The 15,622-nt window shown below is 71.9% G+C and carries 14 protein-coding genes; 3 read left to right on the top strand and 11 right to left on the bottom strand.

Features of this window, described 5'->3' with window-relative positions:
* Positions 1-52: 52 nt before the first annotated feature.
* The 3 genes from ACIO3R_RS03505 to ACIO3R_RS03495 all read left to right on the top strand — a co-directional run bounded on the left by ACIO3R_RS03505 (position 53) and on the right by ACIO3R_RS03495 (position 3,764).
* Positions 53-1,303, top strand: a complete 1,251-nt coding sequence (locus tag ACIO3R_RS03505) for a serine/threonine-protein kinase (protein WP_402102853.1) — start codon at positions 53-55, stop codon at positions 1,301-1,303.
* A 115-nt stretch (positions 1,304-1,418) separates the two neighbouring features.
* Entirely contained in the window at positions 1,419-2,525 is a 1,107-nt protein-coding gene (gene prfB / locus ACIO3R_RS03500; RefSeq protein WP_363030597.1) for a peptide chain release factor 2, read from the top strand.
* A 348-nt stretch (positions 2,526-2,873) separates the two neighbouring features.
* The gene (locus ACIO3R_RS03495) at positions 2,874-3,764 is read left to right on the top strand and encodes a hypothetical protein (protein ID WP_402102849.1); all 891 of its coding nucleotides are present in this window, start codon (positions 2,874-2,876) and stop codon (positions 3,762-3,764) included.
* A gap of 94 nt (positions 3,765-3,858) precedes the next feature.
* Here ACIO3R_RS03495 and ACIO3R_RS03490 read toward each other — a convergent pair whose 3' ends face one another.
* The 11 genes from ACIO3R_RS03490 to ACIO3R_RS03440 are packed head-to-tail and all read right to left on the bottom strand — an operon-like array spanning position 3,859 to position 15,531.
* Entirely contained in the window at positions 3,859-5,148 is a 1,290-nt protein-coding gene (locus ACIO3R_RS03490) for an MFS transporter (RefSeq protein WP_385041798.1), read from the bottom strand.
* On the bottom strand, positions 5,145-6,455 hold the full coding sequence (locus tag ACIO3R_RS03485; RefSeq protein ID WP_402102846.1) for a hydrolase: 1,311 nt from the start codon (positions 6,453-6,455) through the stop codon (positions 5,145-5,147). The genes ACIO3R_RS03490 and ACIO3R_RS03485 overlap by 4 nt, the downstream gene beginning before the upstream one ends.
* Entirely contained in the window at positions 6,455-7,708 is a 1,254-nt protein-coding gene (locus tag ACIO3R_RS03480; protein WP_385041802.1) for an ATP-grasp domain-containing protein, read from the bottom strand. Before ACIO3R_RS03480 ends, ACIO3R_RS03485 begins: the two co-directional genes overlap by 1 nt.
* A gap of 49 nt (positions 7,709-7,757) precedes the next feature.
* Positions 7,758-8,741, bottom strand: a complete 984-nt coding sequence (locus ACIO3R_RS03475; protein ID WP_402102843.1) for a transketolase — start codon at positions 8,739-8,741, stop codon at positions 7,758-7,760.
* Positions 8,738-9,583, bottom strand: coding sequence for a thiamine pyrophosphate-dependent enzyme (locus tag ACIO3R_RS03470; RefSeq protein ID WP_385041592.1), 846 nt, complete (start codon positions 9,581-9,583; stop codon positions 8,738-8,740). Before ACIO3R_RS03470 ends, ACIO3R_RS03475 begins: the two co-directional genes overlap by 4 nt.
* Complete coding sequence (locus ACIO3R_RS03465) at positions 9,583-11,436, bottom strand: M20/M25/M40 family metallo-hydrolase (RefSeq protein WP_402102837.1); 1,854 nt, start codon at positions 11,434-11,436, stop codon at positions 9,583-9,585. The genes ACIO3R_RS03470 and ACIO3R_RS03465 overlap by 1 nt, the downstream gene beginning before the upstream one ends.
* Positions 11,433-12,506 carry an N-acetyl-gamma-glutamyl-phosphate reductase gene (gene argC, locus ACIO3R_RS03460; protein ID WP_385041598.1) on the bottom strand — a complete coding sequence of 358 codons (1,074 nt, stop codon included), beginning with the start codon at positions 12,504-12,506 and terminating at the stop codon, positions 11,433-11,435. Before argC ends, ACIO3R_RS03465 begins: the two co-directional genes overlap by 4 nt.
* Positions 12,499-13,818: a DegT/DnrJ/EryC1/StrS family aminotransferase gene (locus ACIO3R_RS03455; protein WP_363030606.1), complete on the bottom strand. Its 1,320-nt coding sequence runs from the start codon at positions 13,816-13,818 to the stop codon at positions 12,499-12,501. Before ACIO3R_RS03455 ends, argC begins: the two co-directional genes overlap by 8 nt.
* Positions 13,815-14,444: a degT/DnrJ/EryC1/StrS aminotransferase gene (locus tag ACIO3R_RS03450; RefSeq protein WP_363030607.1), complete on the bottom strand. Its 630-nt coding sequence runs from the start codon at positions 14,442-14,444 to the stop codon at positions 13,815-13,817. Before ACIO3R_RS03450 ends, ACIO3R_RS03455 begins: the two co-directional genes overlap by 4 nt.
* Positions 14,445-14,464: 20 nt before the next feature.
* The gene (locus ACIO3R_RS03445) at positions 14,465-15,346 is read right to left on the bottom strand and encodes a RimK family alpha-L-glutamate ligase (RefSeq protein WP_385036079.1); all 882 of its coding nucleotides are present in this window, start codon (positions 15,344-15,346) and stop codon (positions 14,465-14,467) included.
* Positions 15,343-15,531 carry a lysine biosynthesis protein LysW gene (locus ACIO3R_RS03440; protein ID WP_362961380.1) on the bottom strand — a complete coding sequence of 63 codons (189 nt, stop codon included), beginning with the start codon at positions 15,529-15,531 and terminating at the stop codon, positions 15,343-15,345. Before ACIO3R_RS03440 ends, ACIO3R_RS03445 begins: the two co-directional genes overlap by 4 nt.
* Positions 15,532-15,622: the final 91 nt, after the last annotated feature.

Raw genomic sequence — 15,622 nt, 5'->3', positions numbered from 1 at the left:
GACCGGGGGTTGTTGCGCGAGGGCCCAATCGCCAGCCGCTGAGGGAGCAGTCTTGGCACGGAATATCGGCAGCCGGTACACCGCCCACCAGATCCTGGGGCGCGGCAGCGCCGGCACGGTGTGGCTCGGCGACGGCCCCGAGGGGCCCGTCGCCATCAAACTGCTCCGCGAGGACCTCGCGGCGGACCAGGAACTCGTCGGGCGGTTCGTCCAGGAGCGCACCGCCCTGCTCGGACTCGACCATCCGCACATCGTCGCCGTCCGCGACCTCGTGGTGGACGGCAACGACCTGGCCCTGGTCATGGACCTGGTCCGCGGCACGGACCTGCGCACCCGGCTCGACCGCGAACGCAGGCTGGCGCCGGAGGCCGCCGTCGCGATCGTCGCGGACGTGGCCGACGGCCTCGCCGCCGCGCACGCCGCCGGAGTGGTCCACCGCGACGTCAAGCCGGAGAACATCCTGCTCGACATGGAGGGCCCGCTCGGCCCCGGCAACTCCCACCCCGCGCTGCTCACCGACTTCGGCGTGGCCAAGCTGATCGACACCCCGCGCCGCACCAAGGCCACCAAGATCATCGGTACGCCGGACTATCTGGCCCCCGAGATCGTCGAGGGCCTCCCGCCGCGCGCCGCCGTCGACATCTACGCCCTCGCGACGGTGCTGTACGAGCTCCTCGCGGGCTTCACGCCCTTCGGCGGCGGCCACCCCGGCGCCGTCCTGCGCCGCCATGTCACCGAGACGGTCGTCCCGCTCCCCGGCATCCCCGAGGAGCTCTGGCAGCTGCTGGTCCAGTGCCTGGCGAAGGCCCCGGCCTCCCGGCTGCGCGCCTCCGAGCTGGCGGCCCGGCTGCGCGAGCAGCTCCCGCAGCTGGCCGGCATCCCGCCGCTGGACGTGGACGAGCCGGACGACGAACCGGAGCCCCAGCCGCACGGGCAGAGCTACGACGAGCAGCAGTACACCCCGGCGGCCGAGGAGCCCCGTCGCCGCGGCGCGGTGCCGCTGGTCCCCGGCTCGTCCCCCGACTCCAACCGGGACACCCACACGAGCATGCGCGTCCCGGCCCCCGACGAGCTGTCCGGCGGCCCCCGGGGCACCGCCCGCGCCCCGCGCGCCCCCGGCCGGCCCCGGCCCGGCTCGGCGCGCAACAAGTCGGCGGCCATCCGCAAGCGCCGCCTCACGCTGGGCGCGGTGGCACTGCTGCTGGTCGCCGGACTCGGCGTCGGCGGCTGGCTGGCGATGAGCGGCGACGACACGGACGTGCCCCCGCAGGACTCCGGGAACTCCGCCCCCGGCACCCCCTGAGCACGGCGGAATCCGGCCCCGGCACCGCCCCCGGAGGGCCGTGCGTGGCGGGGCCGCGGGACGGCGATCTCCCGGCCCGAGGAACGTCCGCGCCGACAGCCGTTACGCTGGACCCGTGGCAGTCGTCGATATTTCCGAAGAGCTGAAGTCCCTCTCCTCGACCATGGGGTCGATCGAGGCCGTCCTGGACCTGGATGCGCTGAGGGCGGACATCGCCGCGCTCGAGGAGCAGGCGGCAGCGCCGTCCCTCTGGGATGACCCGGAGGCGGCGCAGAAGATCACCAGCAAGCTTTCGCACATCCAGGCCGAGGTCCGCAAGACCGAGGCCCTGCGCAGCCGGATCGACGATCTCGAGGTTCTCTTCGAGCTCGCCGAGGACGAGGGCGACGCCGACGCGCTCGCCGAGGCCGAGTCGGAGCTGACCTCCGTCAAGAAGGCGCTCGACGAGATGGAGGTCCGTACCCTCCTGTCCGGCGAGTACGACGCGCGCGAGGCCCTGGTCACCATCCGGGCCGAGGCCGGCGGCGTCGACGCCGCGGACTTCGCGGAGAAGCTCCAGCGCATGTACCTGCGCTGGGCCGAGCGGCACAACTACAAGACCGAGGTCTACGAGACGGCGTACGCCGAAGAGGCCGGCATCAAGTCGACCACCTTCACCGTGGAGGTGCCGTACGCCTACGGCACGCTCTCCGTCGAGCAGGGCACCCACCGGCTCGTCCGGATCTCGCCCTTCGACAACCAGGGCCGCCGCCAGACGTCCTTCGCGGGCGTCGAGGTGCTGCCGGTGGTCGAGCAGACGGACCACGTCGAGATCGACGAGTCCGAGCTCCGCATCGACGTGTACCGCTCCTCCGGCCCCGGCGGCCAGGGCGTCAACACCACCGACTCCGCGGTCCGGCTGACCCACCTGCCGACCGGCATCGTCGTCTCCTGCCAGAACGAGCGCTCGCAGATCCAGAACAAGGCGTCCGCGATGAACGTCCTCCAGGCGAAGCTCCTGGAGCGCCGCCGCCAGGAGGAGCAGGCGAAGATGAACGCCCTCAAGGGCGACGGTGGCAACTCCTGGGGCAACCAGATGCGGTCGTACGTCCTGCACCCGTACCAGATGGTCAAGGACCTGCGTACGGAGTTCGAGATGGGCAACCCGGAAGCGGTCTTCAACGGCGAGATCGACGGCTTCGTCGAGGCGGGCATCCGCTGGCGCAAGCAGAACGAGAAGTAGTCTCCTCCGTACAGCAGTTGGGCCCCGGGCAGTCACCACCGCCCGGGGCCCCGCTCGTTCCGGGACGGGCGAGTTGGGGTGATGCCGTGGTGAACGCGTCACAGTCGTGGTTCCGAATGAAGGGCAACGGCCTTCAAACCGGGGCACATCGCGCGGAACGGCCTTGACGTAGTCCTTAACTCTGGCCAGGCTGCTGGAGCAGCATGCGTATGTCTGGGACGGGTGTGATCGGGGGCGGGCGGCACGGCCACGGCACGACGTCGGCCGGCGTTCGGAGCAAACCCCGCAGGGCCGTGGCCCGCATATGGCTGCTCCACTGACGAGAACAGCTACTGGGGGTAGCAGCACATGACGAAGAAGACGCGAGTACGCGTCGCGCGGATCGCCGCGGGCGCGGTCATCGCCGCGGGCGCCTCGCTCACCGTCGCCGGTGCGGCGCAGGCCGTCGGAATCGGCGTCAGCGCCGAGGTCGACCAGAGCGGCGTGAACATCGGTGTCTCCGGCGAAGACGACGCGGCGGGCGGTGGTGACGCCACGGGTGGCGAGGACGCCGCTGGTGGTGGCGACGCGGCCGGTGGCGCGGATGTCGCTGGTGGCGCCGACGTGGCCGGTGGCGCGGACGTGGCCGGTGGTGAGGACGCTGCTGGTGGCGGCGACGCCGCGGCCGGTGGTGAGGATGCCGCTGGTGGTGGTGACGCCGCAGCTGGTGGTGAGGACGCTGCTGGTGGCGGCGACGCCGCGGCCGGTGGTGAGGACGCTGCTGGTGGTGGTGACGCCGCAGCTGGTGGTGAGGACGCTGCTGGTGGTGGTGACGCCGCGGCCGGTGGTGAGGACGCTGCCGGTGGTGGCGACGCGGCCGCTGGTGGCGGCGACGCGGCCGGCGGTGGCGACGCGGCGGTCGGCGGCGGTGACGCTGCTGCTGGTGGTGGCGACGCGGCCGCTGGTGGCGGTGACACCGCCGGTGGTGGCGACGCGGCGACCGGCGGCTCCGGCTCCGGGACCGACGGCGGCAACGCGGGCACCTGCACCGTCGACCTCGACGGTGCCGAGTGCGCCGACAACACCGACACCGACTCGGTCGGCAACCAGCCGGCCGAGCAGGGCAAGGGCAAGGACGAGCTCGCCGAGACCGGCGCCGCCGAGACCACGTTCCTGCTGGTCGGCGCCGCGACGATGATCGCCGGAGGCATCGGCTTCCGGATCCTCCCGCGCCTGGTGAACGGCCGTACCACCGCCTGAGCGCGGTAGCTCCGCCTGTACGAACAGAGGGACCCGGTCCGCGGAAGCGGACCGGGTCCCTCTGTTCGCGCGCCGTACGTGGGGGGAAGCGGGATCAAGCCGTGGTCCCGGCCGTCTCCCGGGGTTCCGGAGCGGGCGGCACCTGCGCGGACGGCGCGGCCTCTGCCGGCTCGGTCGTGGCCGCGACGCCCTCCCGCCGTGCGGAGAGGAAGCTGACGCCCGCGCAGACCAGCGCGATCGCCCCGACCACGTACCAGTTGAGGCCCGGGGTGTCGGTGGAGCGCGAGAGGTCGTAGAGCGCCCCGGCGGACAGGGTGCCGATCATGTTGCCGAAGCTGCGGAAGAAGTGCATCGCGCCCATCGCCCGCGCGAGCCGGTCCGCCGGCATCCGGTTGGCGACCCAGAGGTCGAACGACGGGGTGAACAGGATATCTCCGAAGACCACCACCAGGCAGCCCACGACCACCCAGGTCGCCGTCTGGCCCGCGCCGAACAGGGTGTACGCCACCGCCATCGCCAGGAACGCGACACCCATGACCTGGCCGGGACGCAACCGCTTGGACATGTAGCGGAACGCCGGGTACTGGAGGACCAGGAGGGCGAGACCGGTGATCCAGAAGGGGGTGGAGACCGGCATCTCGGAGACGAACTCCTCCATGTGCAGCGGCATACCGACCAGGAAGGTGATCGACAGGACCCAGAAGACACTGGAGAGCAGGAAGTAGCTGCCGCCCCCGCCGAGCTGGAGACCCTTGAGGATCGCCACGTTGACCAGGGGCGCCCTCGCGGCCGACGGGTCGGCCTTCGCGCCCGCGTCGGCCGGGATGAACGAGGCCGCGGCGGCGCAGTACCCGGCGAACAGGACGAACACCACCAGGAACAGGATCGCCATGGACGAGCCGAGGAAGATCCCGCCGATCACCGAACCCGCGATGACACCGAGCTGGCAGGACATCTGGAACGAGGAGAAGGCCTTGGGGCGGTCCTTCTCCGGCAGCGTGCCCAGGATGTTCTTCAGACCGGGGAAGGACACCCCGGAGCCGAAACCGACGAAGAAGGCGAGCAGGCTGTAGAACAGCACCCCGTGCGCGAAGCCCATGCCGCCCAGCGCGACGGCCTCCACGGCGATGCCGACGATGATGCTCGACCGCGTACCGAACCGGGCGGCGACCCCCTCGTAGAAGAAGGTGGCGCTCAGCCGGCCCACGTACGTCAGGAACATCACGAACCCGGCCCAGAAGCCGCTGTACTCCACGCCGAGCGTCGAGATCAGGTGCGGGAACCAGATGTAGTTGCCGATATGGGCGAGCGCGATACCGGAGTTGACGCCCAGCAGGACCTTGCGGGTCTCCGGGCTCAGGACATGGCGTTCCTGGCGGCTCATACGGTGACCTTTCCTTGGGTGGGGGTGGCGCGCAGGCCGCGGATCGCCGCCACGATCGCGTCGCGGTCGACAGCTCTGCCCTGTACGTACGTGGCCTGCGGAAGCTCCGACAGGGGACGGCCGGCGGCGGCCGGGGCGATCAGGTTGAAGGTGGCCGGAAGGCCCTGCGCGATCAGGTCCGTCACCGGCTCGCGCCCCGACAGCTCGTCGAAGAAGCCGCGGGCCGTACTGGTCGCCGTACGCAGCAGCGCCTCGCGCAGCCCCGGCTTGCCCAGGTCGTCACCGGCCAGCAGATCCAGCTCGCCCTTGAGCGCGTCGCCGTGGAAGGCGCCGGTGTTGCCGCAGTCCGTGCCGATCAGCAGCTTCCCGCGCTCCAGCGCCGCCAGGCTGTTGTCGCGCATGTTGACCAGCGCCGCCGTCCGGGTGTCCTGGACCTGGAACCGGATGCCGAACGGCTCCTCGATCTCCGACACGTACCTGAGGTTGGCGAGGTCCTGGGTCTCGCGGAAACCGGGCCGCTCGTACTCGCGCAGGAAGTCCTCGCGCTCCATGATCATGGGGCGCAGCCCGCTGAGGGTGGAGACGAACCGGGCGCCCTCCAGCCGCTGCCAGTCGGCGGCCGACAGGCCGACGTCCCGCACCGGGTGGGCGAAGATCCGGAAGCCGAACGAGTAGGCCTGCATCACCTCGTCGCGGGTGTTGCAGTCGATGACGGTCTTCAGACCGGCCTCGGCGGCCAGCCTCGGTACGTGGGCGAGGATGTCGGCCGGCAGCCGGGAGAAGCGCTTGGCGCTCTCGGGCTGTTCGGCGCCCTCGGTGAACATGACCTTCAGGAAGGTCGCGCCGCGCACCGCGTTGGCCGCCAGCACCGTGGCCAGGTCGTCCTGGACGCCGAGCATGAAGACGGGGGCCGGGAACTCGACACCGTGGCCGTAGTGGCCGTCCATGTCCTTGGTGGCCGTGGCCGCGTAACCGCAGTGGGCCACCTCGGGCCAGGGCATCCCCGACTCCCTCCTGCCCTGCTCCCAGCCCTCCTTGACCAGCGGGAAGCCGAACATGTCCACGACGTGCGTGACCCCGTGGTAGAGGTACTGCATCGCGGAGATGCGCGGGTCGTCCAGCGAGTCGTCGAAGTTGGCGGGCAGTCCGAGGTGGGCGTGGGCCTCGGTGAAGCCGGGCCACAGCTCGGGTGTGACGCTGTCGTCCGAGTCCCGGTCCGCGACGGCCCGGACGGACGCGAAGTGCCCTTCCTCCACCGCGACTTCGTACAGTGCGCCCGGGTCGAGCTCCGGGATGGCGACGCGCATCAGCGGGCCACCTTCGCCGTGATGGTGAACTCGATGTCGTCGAGCGCCGCCCGCACCCGGCCGGACGCCTCGTCGCGGTCCTTGCCGGTGTAGATCAGGTGGCCGAGCCAGTCGAAGTTGCTCTTGGAGAGCCGGGAGACGGTGCGGCCGGGCTTGGCGTACGCCAGTGCCTCCTCGAAGCCCGGGGTGCCCTTGAGGCGGTCGAAGCCGATGGAGACGATCTCGCCGTCGACGGGCGAGCCGAACCAGTGGCCGCCGGCGATGACCTCGCCGGGGACGGGCAGTTCGGGCTCCTCGCCCAGGGCCTGGCGGATGACCTCCAGGTAGGGGTTGACGCCGCTGGACAGCTCCATCAGCTGCGGCACGATGCCGCCGGTGAGCCGGCCGTTGACCTCGCAGAGCACCGGACCGCCGGCGGCGAGGATGTACTCGGCGTGGATGAAGCCGAAGTCGACACCGAGGCCCTTGAGGACCTTCTCGTTCATCGTGAACAGCTCCGCTTCCAGCTCGTGGCCGCGGAAGTAGGTCAGGCCCATCTCGATGAAGTACGGGAAGCCGCTCAGATTGCGGTCGGTGATACCGAGGTTGACGATCTCGCCGCCCTGGAGCACGCAGGCCTCGACCGAGACCAGCTCGCCCTCGACGAACTCCTCGACGACGATCTCCGGGATGCGGGTGACCCCGCGGCCGTAGTCGTCCACCTTCGCCAGGTCGGCCAGGTAGTCGGTCAGCTCCTGGTCGTTGCGGAGCAGGAGCACGTGCAGGCTGGCCGTGCCGTCGGACGGCTTCACCACGCAGGGGAAGCCGATCTCGCGGACCGCCGCCACCATGTCCTTCGGGTCCGCGACGGCCACGAAGCGCGGCTGGCGCACGTCCGTGTGCTCCAGGGTGAGGCGGGTGCGGTGCTTGTGGCGGGCGTTGAGGGCACCCTCCACGCTCATCCCGGGCAGGCCCAGCGAGCGGGCCACCGACGCGGCGTGCACCGTGTGGTACTCGCTGTACGTCGTGACGCCGTGCACCGGCTTGGCGGCGTGGATCTCCTTGGCGAGCCGCTCCAGCTCATCGATGGAGAAGGCCTCGACGCTCTTGATCACATCGCACTTGGGGTGGGCGAAGGCCGCCTCGGCCAGCGGCGAGGCGCCGAGGTAGAAGTCGGGGTCGGCGGAGACGAAGGTGACGTCGTGCCCCAGCTGGAGGGCGTTGGCGATGCCGGCGATGCCGTTCGGGTTGCATTCGACCATGAGGATGTGCATGGGAGATTCCTTTTCTCGGCAGGGTTGGGGGAGTTCAGGGGTGCGGCGGTCAGGCGGCCGCGGCGAGCACGGCGCGCAGATCGAACCCGAGCCCGGCCATCACCTCTCGGTGGTCGCCGCCCTCGGTGGGCCAGGTGTGGCCCGCGTTCACGCCCACGACCTCGCACCGGGGCATCAGGAGCGCGAGGGCCTCGGCGGCGCCGCCCTCGCGCCGGTGCTCCTCGACGACCACGAACCGCCGGTGCTTGCCGGCCAGTTCGCCGGCCGCGCGGGCGAGGTGGGCGTGGTCCAGATAGACGAGGTGCGCGTGGCCGAGCTCCGGGCGCCGCTCGCGTGCTTCGAGCGCCAGCCGGGTGCCCTCCTCGCCCACGGAGACGAGGCAGGGCTCACCGGCGCGGCCGGTGGAGTCCCAGGTCACCAGGAGCGGTTCGGAGCCGTCGCCGTCGCCGTCGCCGTCGCCGTCGCCGTCGCCGTCGGCGGTCGGCAGCGAGGTGTACGAGGCGTTGCGTCCGGTACGGATGTAGTGCGGCTTGCCGGAGCGGGCCGCGGCGCGCACGACGGCCCGCATCTCGGCCTCCCCGTACGGTGCCGCGATCGTCACGCCGGGCACGCTGCGCAGGACCGCGAGGTCCTCCAGGCAGTGGTGGGTGGTCCCGAACCAGGCCCCGGAGACACCGGCGTAGGGTGCGACGACGGTGACCCCGGCGCCCAGGTAGCCCAGCGTGAGCTTGAGGCTCTCGGCCGCCCTGAGCGCGGCGAACGGCGCGAAGGTCGACACGAACGGGCGGTAGCCGCCCACCGCGAGACCCGCGGCCATGTCCACCATGGCGCCCTCGGCGATGCCGAGGTTGAAGAACCTTTCCGGGTGGGCCAGTTGGAAGGGATGGTTCTTGCCGCCGAGGTCGGCCTCCAGGCAGAGCACCCGGGAGTCCCGCGCGGCGATCGCGGTCAGCTCGTCGCGGTAGGCGTCCCGGCCCGAGAGGGCCTTCGGTGCCGCCCGCGGGGCCTGCGCCTCCGTCACGGTCGCCGTCATCGGATCGCTCGCTTCCACTTGGCGGCGCGCGCCGCGTCGATGGTGACGTAGTGGGAGGCGGCCTTGCCCTCCACGGCGGGGACGCCCTTGCCCTTGACCGTGCCGGCGACGACCGCGAGCGGCCGGGTGGCCGCGGCACGGTCGCCGGACAGCACCTCGGTGAGGGCGGCGAGGTCGTGTCCGTCCACCTCGGCCGTCTCGAACCCGAAGGCGGCGAAGCGCTCGGCCAGCCGCGGCAGCGGTGAGACATCCGCGACCATCCCGTCGTTCTGGCCGCCGTTGCGGTCGACCACCAGCACGAAGTTGCCCAGCCGCTGGGCGGCAGCGACCTGGCAGGTCTCCCAGACGAGGCCCTCCTGGAGCTCGCCGTCGCCCGTCACGGCGATACCGAGGCCCGGCTGCCGGGCCAGCCGGCGGGACATCGCCCAGCCGGCCGCGTACGGCACACCGTGCCCGAGGCTGCCGGTCGGGAAGCGGACCCCGGGCACCTTCGGGCCCGGATGGCCGGTGTAGGGGTGGCCCGCCCGGCCGTACAGCGGGGCCGGGTCCTCCGGCAGGGTGCCGTTCACGTACAGGGCCGCGTACAGGCCGGCGGCGGCGTGGCCCTTGCTGAGGACCACCTCCGTGCCGTCACCGGACGCGGCCCGGTGCAGTGCCGCGATCAGGATGTCCAGTACGGACAGGCTGCCCCCGAGGTGGCAGCCGCGCGGGCTCGCGGCCATGTCGACGACGAGCCTGCGGGCCCGCAGCGCCCGCTCCACCAGCAGTCCGTGGTCCGGGTCGGCGGGGCCGGCGGCGGCCGCGGGCTCCTGTGTGCCGATCGTGTCGGTCAGTACGGTCATCACCTGCTCCCTTCCGGCAGTGCGAACCAGCGGGCCACCGCGTCGCCCAGCAGCGACCGCGCGGTGCGGTACTCCTCTGCGCCGATGTGCTCCTGGTCCGTGTGGTCGAGCGCGGAGTCACCGGGGCCGTAGGCGACCATCGGCACGCCGCGCCAGGTGGTGGCGAGCGTGTTCATGTCCGAGGTGCCCTTCTTGACGACGAACCTGGGCCGCACGCCCGTCTGCCCGAAGGCACGGGTGAAGACCTTCACCAGCGAGCTGGTGCGGCCGCCGCTGTGGCCGGGGGTGGCCCGTTCCATCACGATCTCGACGCCGTCGCCCTCGTGCGCCAGGGCGGCGGTGCGCAGCGCGTCGAGGTCCGCGCCCGGCGGCACCCGGAAGTTGAGGATGCCGACGGCCCGGTGGCGTTCCCGGCCGGTCTCGCAGCGGACGTCGATGACGGCGCTGAGGGCGTCCGGGGCCTGTGCGGTCACCGACGTCCTGATGGCGTCCACGGCCCGGATCAGCGTGTCGGGCGCGGAGACCGCGTCCATGCCCGCCGAGTGCCCGCTGTCCACGGAGGCCGTGACGCGGAGCTTGAACAGGCCGTAGTAGCCGAGCGTCAGCTTGTCGCTGCCACTGGGCTCACCGATCACGACGGCGTCGGCCGGGTAGTGGTCGCGGGCGTGGAAGGCGCCCTTGGAGGAGGAGATCTCCTCCTCTACCGCGCCCACCACCCGCAGCCGGCCGTCGGCCGGTACGTCGGCGGCGGCCAGCACCTCCAGGAAGGCGGCGAGGCTGCCCTTGGCGTCCACGCTGCCCCGGCCGTGCAGTTCGCCCTCGCGCCACTCGGCGGGCCAGTGGTGCGGGACCGTGTCCAGATGGCCGAGCAGCAGCAGGCCGCGGTCCCCGGTGCCCCGGGTGGCCACCAGGTTCCCGGCGGCGTCGATCTTGGCGTCGATGCCGCGTTCGGCGCACCAGTCCAGCAGGTACGCGGCGAGCTCGTGCTCGTCGCCGGAGACCGAGGGGACCCCGACCGCCCGGCCGAGCAGGGTCAGGTCCTCCTCTGGCCGGCCGCCCCGCCAGAAGCGGGTCCAGCCGGACGGGTCGGCCAGCGTGTGCGGACCGGTGATCGCGATGTCGGCGCTGCCGCCCTCCAGTGCCATCTCGGCGGCCCGCACCTTCTGCCGCATCCTGCCGCCGGCGTACCGCGCCGCCTCGCCCGGGTGGGCGTGGCGCAGCGTCGACGCCGGGTCGGCGGGGTCGGTGAGGAGTCCGGCGGTGCCGGTGACCAGCCGGAGGTGGTCGGCGCCCAGCGCGTTGGAGAGCGCGGCGGCGAGCACGTCGGCGTCCACGTTCAGCGGGGCGCCGCCCTCCCGGTCACGTACCGGCGCGGAGAGGCACACCACGTCGTACGCGTCCAGCAGGGCCCGCAGCCGGGCCGTGTCGATCCCGGCCGGCACCCCGGCCCGGTGGTCGCGCACCACCCGGCTGCGGCCCTCGGCGCTCACCGTCTTCAGCGGCCGGTTGGCGCGTCCGGTGACCAGCCCGCCGCGTGCGGCGACCGCGGTGAACACGTCGACGCCCAGCGCGCGCAGACCGTCCTCGACGGCGGGCAGGGTGACCCGCTCGTAGGCGTCGACCAGGTGCGTCATCTCCTCGGGCGGGCAGTAGCGCACCGCGTCCCCGTTGGCGAGCCGCAGTTCCGGCATGGCCCGGCCGATGGCGCCGTAGTGCCGTTCGATACCGGCGGCGCCACCGGCGACCAGCAGGACCCGGGCGCCGCGGGCGACGAGCGAGGCCAGTTCCGCGTACACGGAGCCGCGGTCCAGGGTGGCGCTGCCGACCTTGACCACGTACAGGGGACGGTTCACGGTGCCACCGCCGCGCAGCTGAGACCGGTCCACTCGGCGTACCCGAGGGCCAGGTTCATCGCCTGGACCGCCTGGCCCGCCGCTCCCTTGATGAGGTTGTCGATCGCGGCGATGGACACGCACGCGTCGCCCTCCACGGAGACCGCGACCTCCGCGATGTTCGAACCGACGACGGCCTTCAGCATCGGGAAGTCCTGCGGGGCCTTGGGGGAGGGCCGTACCCGCAGGAACGCCTTGCCGGTGTAGGCCTTGGCGTAGGAGCGCTTGACGTCCAGTGGGGAGACGCCGTCCTTCAGCCTGCTGTACGCGGAGATCAGGATGCCGCGCGGCACGTCCAGGCTGTGCGTGGAGAACCGCAGATCGGGGGCGCTGCCGGTGAAGTGCGTCAACGCCTGGGTGATCTCCGGCAGATGGCGGTGCCCGTGCAGCTTGTGCACCCGGAAGTTCCCCGAGCGCTCGGCCGGCTGCTCGGAGCCGCCGCGGCCGCCACCGGTGGACCCGGTCTTGGCGTCGACCACCACGTCCCGCTCGACCAGTCCGTCGGCGAAGAGCGGGTAGAGCGCGTAGATCGTCGCCGCGGCCATGCAGCCGGGCAGGTTGATGAACCTGCCCTCCGGCAGCGACTCCGACAGGTCCGGCACGTAGTAGAGGAACTCGTCGGCCGGCGGGTGGGCCACCGACGCCGGGTAGTGCTTCGCCTGTTCCTGCGGGTTGGTCAGCCGGAAGTCCCCGGCCAGGTTCAGCACGTACTTGGCGCGGTCCGCGATCCGCGGAAGCCGCTCGGGCAGCGCCCCGGTGGGCAGGCAGGTGATGGCCACGTCGACCTCACCGAGCTGGTCCAGCGGCCGCAGCTTGATCCCGGCCAGCCGGGGGTGGTTGCGCAGCCACGGATGGACGGCGCCGACCTGCTTCCCGGCACCGCGCTCCGCGGACAGGAAGGCGAGCTCCACGTGGGGGTGGTTGAGCAGCAGCCGGATGACCTCGCCACCGGTGTAGCCGCTCGCGCCGATCACCGCGACGCGGGTCCTGCGTGCGGATGGGGGGTTCTGGAGTGTCGTCTGCTCAGCCAAGGCGGGCCGCCTTCTCGTAGGGCCGGCGGTAGTCGCCGTCCTGGACGAGCTTGCGGATGGCGTCCGGGCGGCGGGCGACCTTGGTGAAGGCGTCCGCGTACCGCAGGGCCCGCTCGTACTCGACCGGCGAGCGCAGCTCGCGGCAGAGGACCAGCGTCGAGTCGAGCATGGCGAGGGTCGCCGGGAAGTCCTCCGGCCGGTGGTCGCGCACCGCCCCGGGGTTGAGCGTGAACGGGTAGCCCTTGCCGAATCCCGCCCGGTGCACGAACGGCAGGTGGCAGGGGATCGGGGTGTTCTGCCACTCCCGCGCCGGCACGCCCTCGGCGACCAGCAGGTCGTGCACCGCGTCCTTGACCGCCCACACCGGGAGGTCCTCCAGGCCGATGGCCTCTGGCCGCAGCGAGATCCGGTACATGTTGTACGCGTGGACGTGGCCCTCGGGCACGTACGGGGCGCGGAAGAACCCGGTGGCGTTCAGCGTGTCCGCGATCAGCCGGGAGTTACGGGCCCGCACCTCGTCGTAGTACGGCAGCCGCTCCAGCTGGCTCGCGCCGAACGCGGCGGCGACCCAGGACATCTCGTAGTCGATGCCGTTGAGCCGGGTGTGGTCGGCGGCGCGCCGGTGGGCCTCCTCGGTCGCGAAGAAGGCGATGCCGCCCTCGCCGCCGAGCGGGAAGTTCTTGTCGGCCATCAGGCTCTGGCCGGCGGCGTCGCCGAACGAGCCGGCGACCCGGTCCCCGATCCGGGCCGAGTGGGCGTGCGAGGCGTCCTCGACGAGCGCGATGCCGTGCCGGTCGGCCAGCGCCCGCAGCGCGGGCACGTCGGCCGGGAGGCCGTGCACGTGCACCGGCATGAGGGCCCGGGTCCGGTCGGTGACGGCGGCGGCCGCGGCCGCCGGGTCCATGCAGTAGGTACGCGGGTCGATGTCGACGAACACCGGGATCGCGTGCGCGGCGACGACGGCCTGTGCGGTGGCGATGAAGGTGAACGCGGGCACGATGACCTCGTCGCCCGGCTGCACACCGGCGCCGATCAGGGCGAGGTGCAGGCTGGAGGTGCCGCTCGCGGTGGGCAGCGCGTACTCCGCGCCGACATAGCCGCGGTACGCCTCTGCGAAGTCGGCGACGACCTTCTCGGGCGACCGGCGCTGCGAGAGCAGCATGTTGAAGACGTCTTCCTTGGTGATGACGGGGAAGAGCGTGCGGCGCAGTTCCTTGGGGATCAGCGCCTCGCCGCCGAAGGCGGCCAGTTCGGCGGTGAGTTCCTCGGCGGAGGGCAGCGGAAGCGGGGCGGAGGGAAAGTCGGTGATCATGACGGGGCTCCGGTGGTGAGAGGGCGCGCGGCCTGGCTGAGTGCCATCCGGACACAGGCCGCGACGAGCGGGCTCAGCCGGTAGTTGAACTGCACGCCGGGGATCAGGTCCGGGTCGGCCTCCTCCTGCGTCCACATGGTGCGCAGGTCGTGGGCGCCGAAGATCTTCAGCCGTTCGGCGCGGGCCCAGACCGCGCGGTCGTCGGTGAGCATCGCGGCGGCGGGGCCGAAGCCGAGGCCGGTGAGGTCCACCACCAGGGCGGGGGCGGACCGGTCGCGGGCCCGGTCGTCGAACAGCTGGTCCCGGCCGGCGTCCAGCGCGATGTGGTCGAAGGCGGCCGGTCCCGGTTCGCTCGTGACGGCGATGCCCAGCCAGCTCAGGAACGCGGTGTCCTTGGCGGACAGCTCCGGCGCGTGGACGGTGTCGCCGTGGCCGATGCCCTGGCCGGCGAGTGCCGCGTGCACGGCGGCGCTGCGGCTGTTGAGCAGAACGGCGTGGGAACGTCCGGTCCGCTTGGTCAGCAGGCGCTCCAGGCCCGGTAGTTCGCGGTCGCTCTTCTCGATGCTCATGACCACACCCGAGGTCATCACCCGGGTGAGTACGGTCGCGGTGTCGAACAGTTCCATGAGATCTGTCTTCCTTCGTGTCACGCGGCCGCGGGCAGCGGGGTGTCGGTGCACAATTGCGCGATGTAGGAGGCCAGATGACCTGCCACATTCACGCCGTGCACGGCGGAGGAACGGGCGAACTCGGGATTCGCGTTCACTTCGAGAACCAGCAGTTCGCCGGTGGAGAGGTCCTCGATGAGGTCGATTCCGTAAAAGCCCTCACCGAGCGCGTCCACGACCTGTCCGCAGAGCTTCTCGATCCGGCCGGTGATCTCCAGGCGCTCGACCCGGGCGCCCAGATGCGTGTTGGTGCGCCAGTGGTCCGACACCCGCTGGATGGCGACGACCGGGGTACGTCCCACCACCACGACCCGCAGATCGTGGCCGGGCTTGTCGATGTACTCCTGCACCAGGACGGGGAACAGCTTTCCCCCGGCGTCCGCGGACTCGCGGCCGCCGACCCATGCCTCGACCGAGTCCGAGTCGGTCACCTTGGTGACGCCCCGCCCCCACGACCCGCTGACGGGCTTGATGACGGCCGGCAGGCCCAGTTCCGCCACCGTGGTGCGCACCTGGTCGTAGCTGAAGGCGTGGCGGGACACCGGGTGCGCGATGGAGTGCCGGGCGAACAGCAGGGCCTGCAGGCCCTTGTCGTTGCAGGTCTCGATGGCGCCGGCCCGGTTGAGCGTCGTGACGCCGGTGCATTCGAGGCGGCGGGCGACGCCGACGGCGTCACGGTGGGAGAGGTTGCGGATCATGGCGAAGGCGGGCGGGGGTTTCACTCCCGCGACCACCTCCGCGAGGTCCGCCGCCAGCAGCGGCCGGGCGTTCAGTCCCTCTTCGCGCAGTGCGCTGAGGAGGAGCTTCTCGTCCGGCCGCAGCATGGTGACCGAGAGCAGGACCTCGGGGGCGGAAGTCACTCGCCCCAGTCCTCTTCCACCTCGGGGGCCAGCGCGACGCGGACGACGGCGTCGTCCTTCTCGACGACCTCGTGCTCCTGCCCGCAGGCACCGCACTCGGTTATCTCGCCCTTCTCCCAGTCGTCCTGGATAACGAAGTCCGTGTCGCACACCAGGCACTGCGGCGCGGAAATGGTTGCAGGCATTGCGTTCCTCCCGTCTCGGCGGTCACCGGCTCGGCGACCTCACCGAATATCGCGCTCTCGCCGGGAGGCGGGCAAAGGGTGGCGGGGCATT

Origin of the sequence: Streptomyces sp. NPDC087428 (genome assembly GCF_044744085.1) — a bacterium.
Lineage (GTDB): Bacteria > Actinomycetota > Actinomycetes > Streptomycetales > Streptomycetaceae > Streptomyces.
Note: the sequence above shows the minus strand (reverse complement) of the source record. Positions and strands in the feature narration are given on the sequence as shown.

Coding starts and splice junctions, on each gene's coding strand:
- ACIO3R_RS03495 (WP_402102849.1), top strand. CDS start 2,874: ATGACGAAGAAGACGCGAGTACGCGTCGCGCGGATCGCCGCGGGCGCG.
- ACIO3R_RS03490 (WP_385041798.1), bottom strand. CDS start 5,148: ATGAGCCGCCAGGAACGCCATGTCCTGAGCCCGGAGACCCGCAAGGTC.
- ACIO3R_RS03485 (WP_402102846.1), bottom strand. CDS start 6,455: ATGCGCGTCGCCATCCCGGAGCTCGACCCGGGCGCACTGTACGAAGTC.
- ACIO3R_RS03480 (WP_385041802.1), bottom strand. CDS start 7,708: ATGCACATCCTCATGGTCGAATGCAACCCGAACGGCATCGCCGGCATC.
- ACIO3R_RS03475 (WP_402102843.1), bottom strand. CDS start 8,741: ATGACGGCGACCGTGACGGAGGCGCAGGCCCCGCGGGCGGCACCGAAG.
- ACIO3R_RS03470 (WP_385041592.1), bottom strand. CDS start 9,583: ATGACCGTACTGACCGACACGATCGGCACACAGGAGCCCGCGGCCGCC.
- ACIO3R_RS03455 (WP_363030606.1), bottom strand. CDS start 13,818: ATGATCACCGACTTTCCCTCCGCCCCGCTTCCGCTGCCCTCCGCCGAG.
- ACIO3R_RS03450 (WP_363030607.1), bottom strand. CDS start 14,444: ATGGAACTGTTCGACACCGCGACCGTACTCACCCGGGTGATGACCTCG.
- ACIO3R_RS03440 (WP_362961380.1), bottom strand. CDS start 15,531: ATGCCTGCAACCATTTCCGCGCCGCAGTGCCTGGTGTGCGACACGGAC.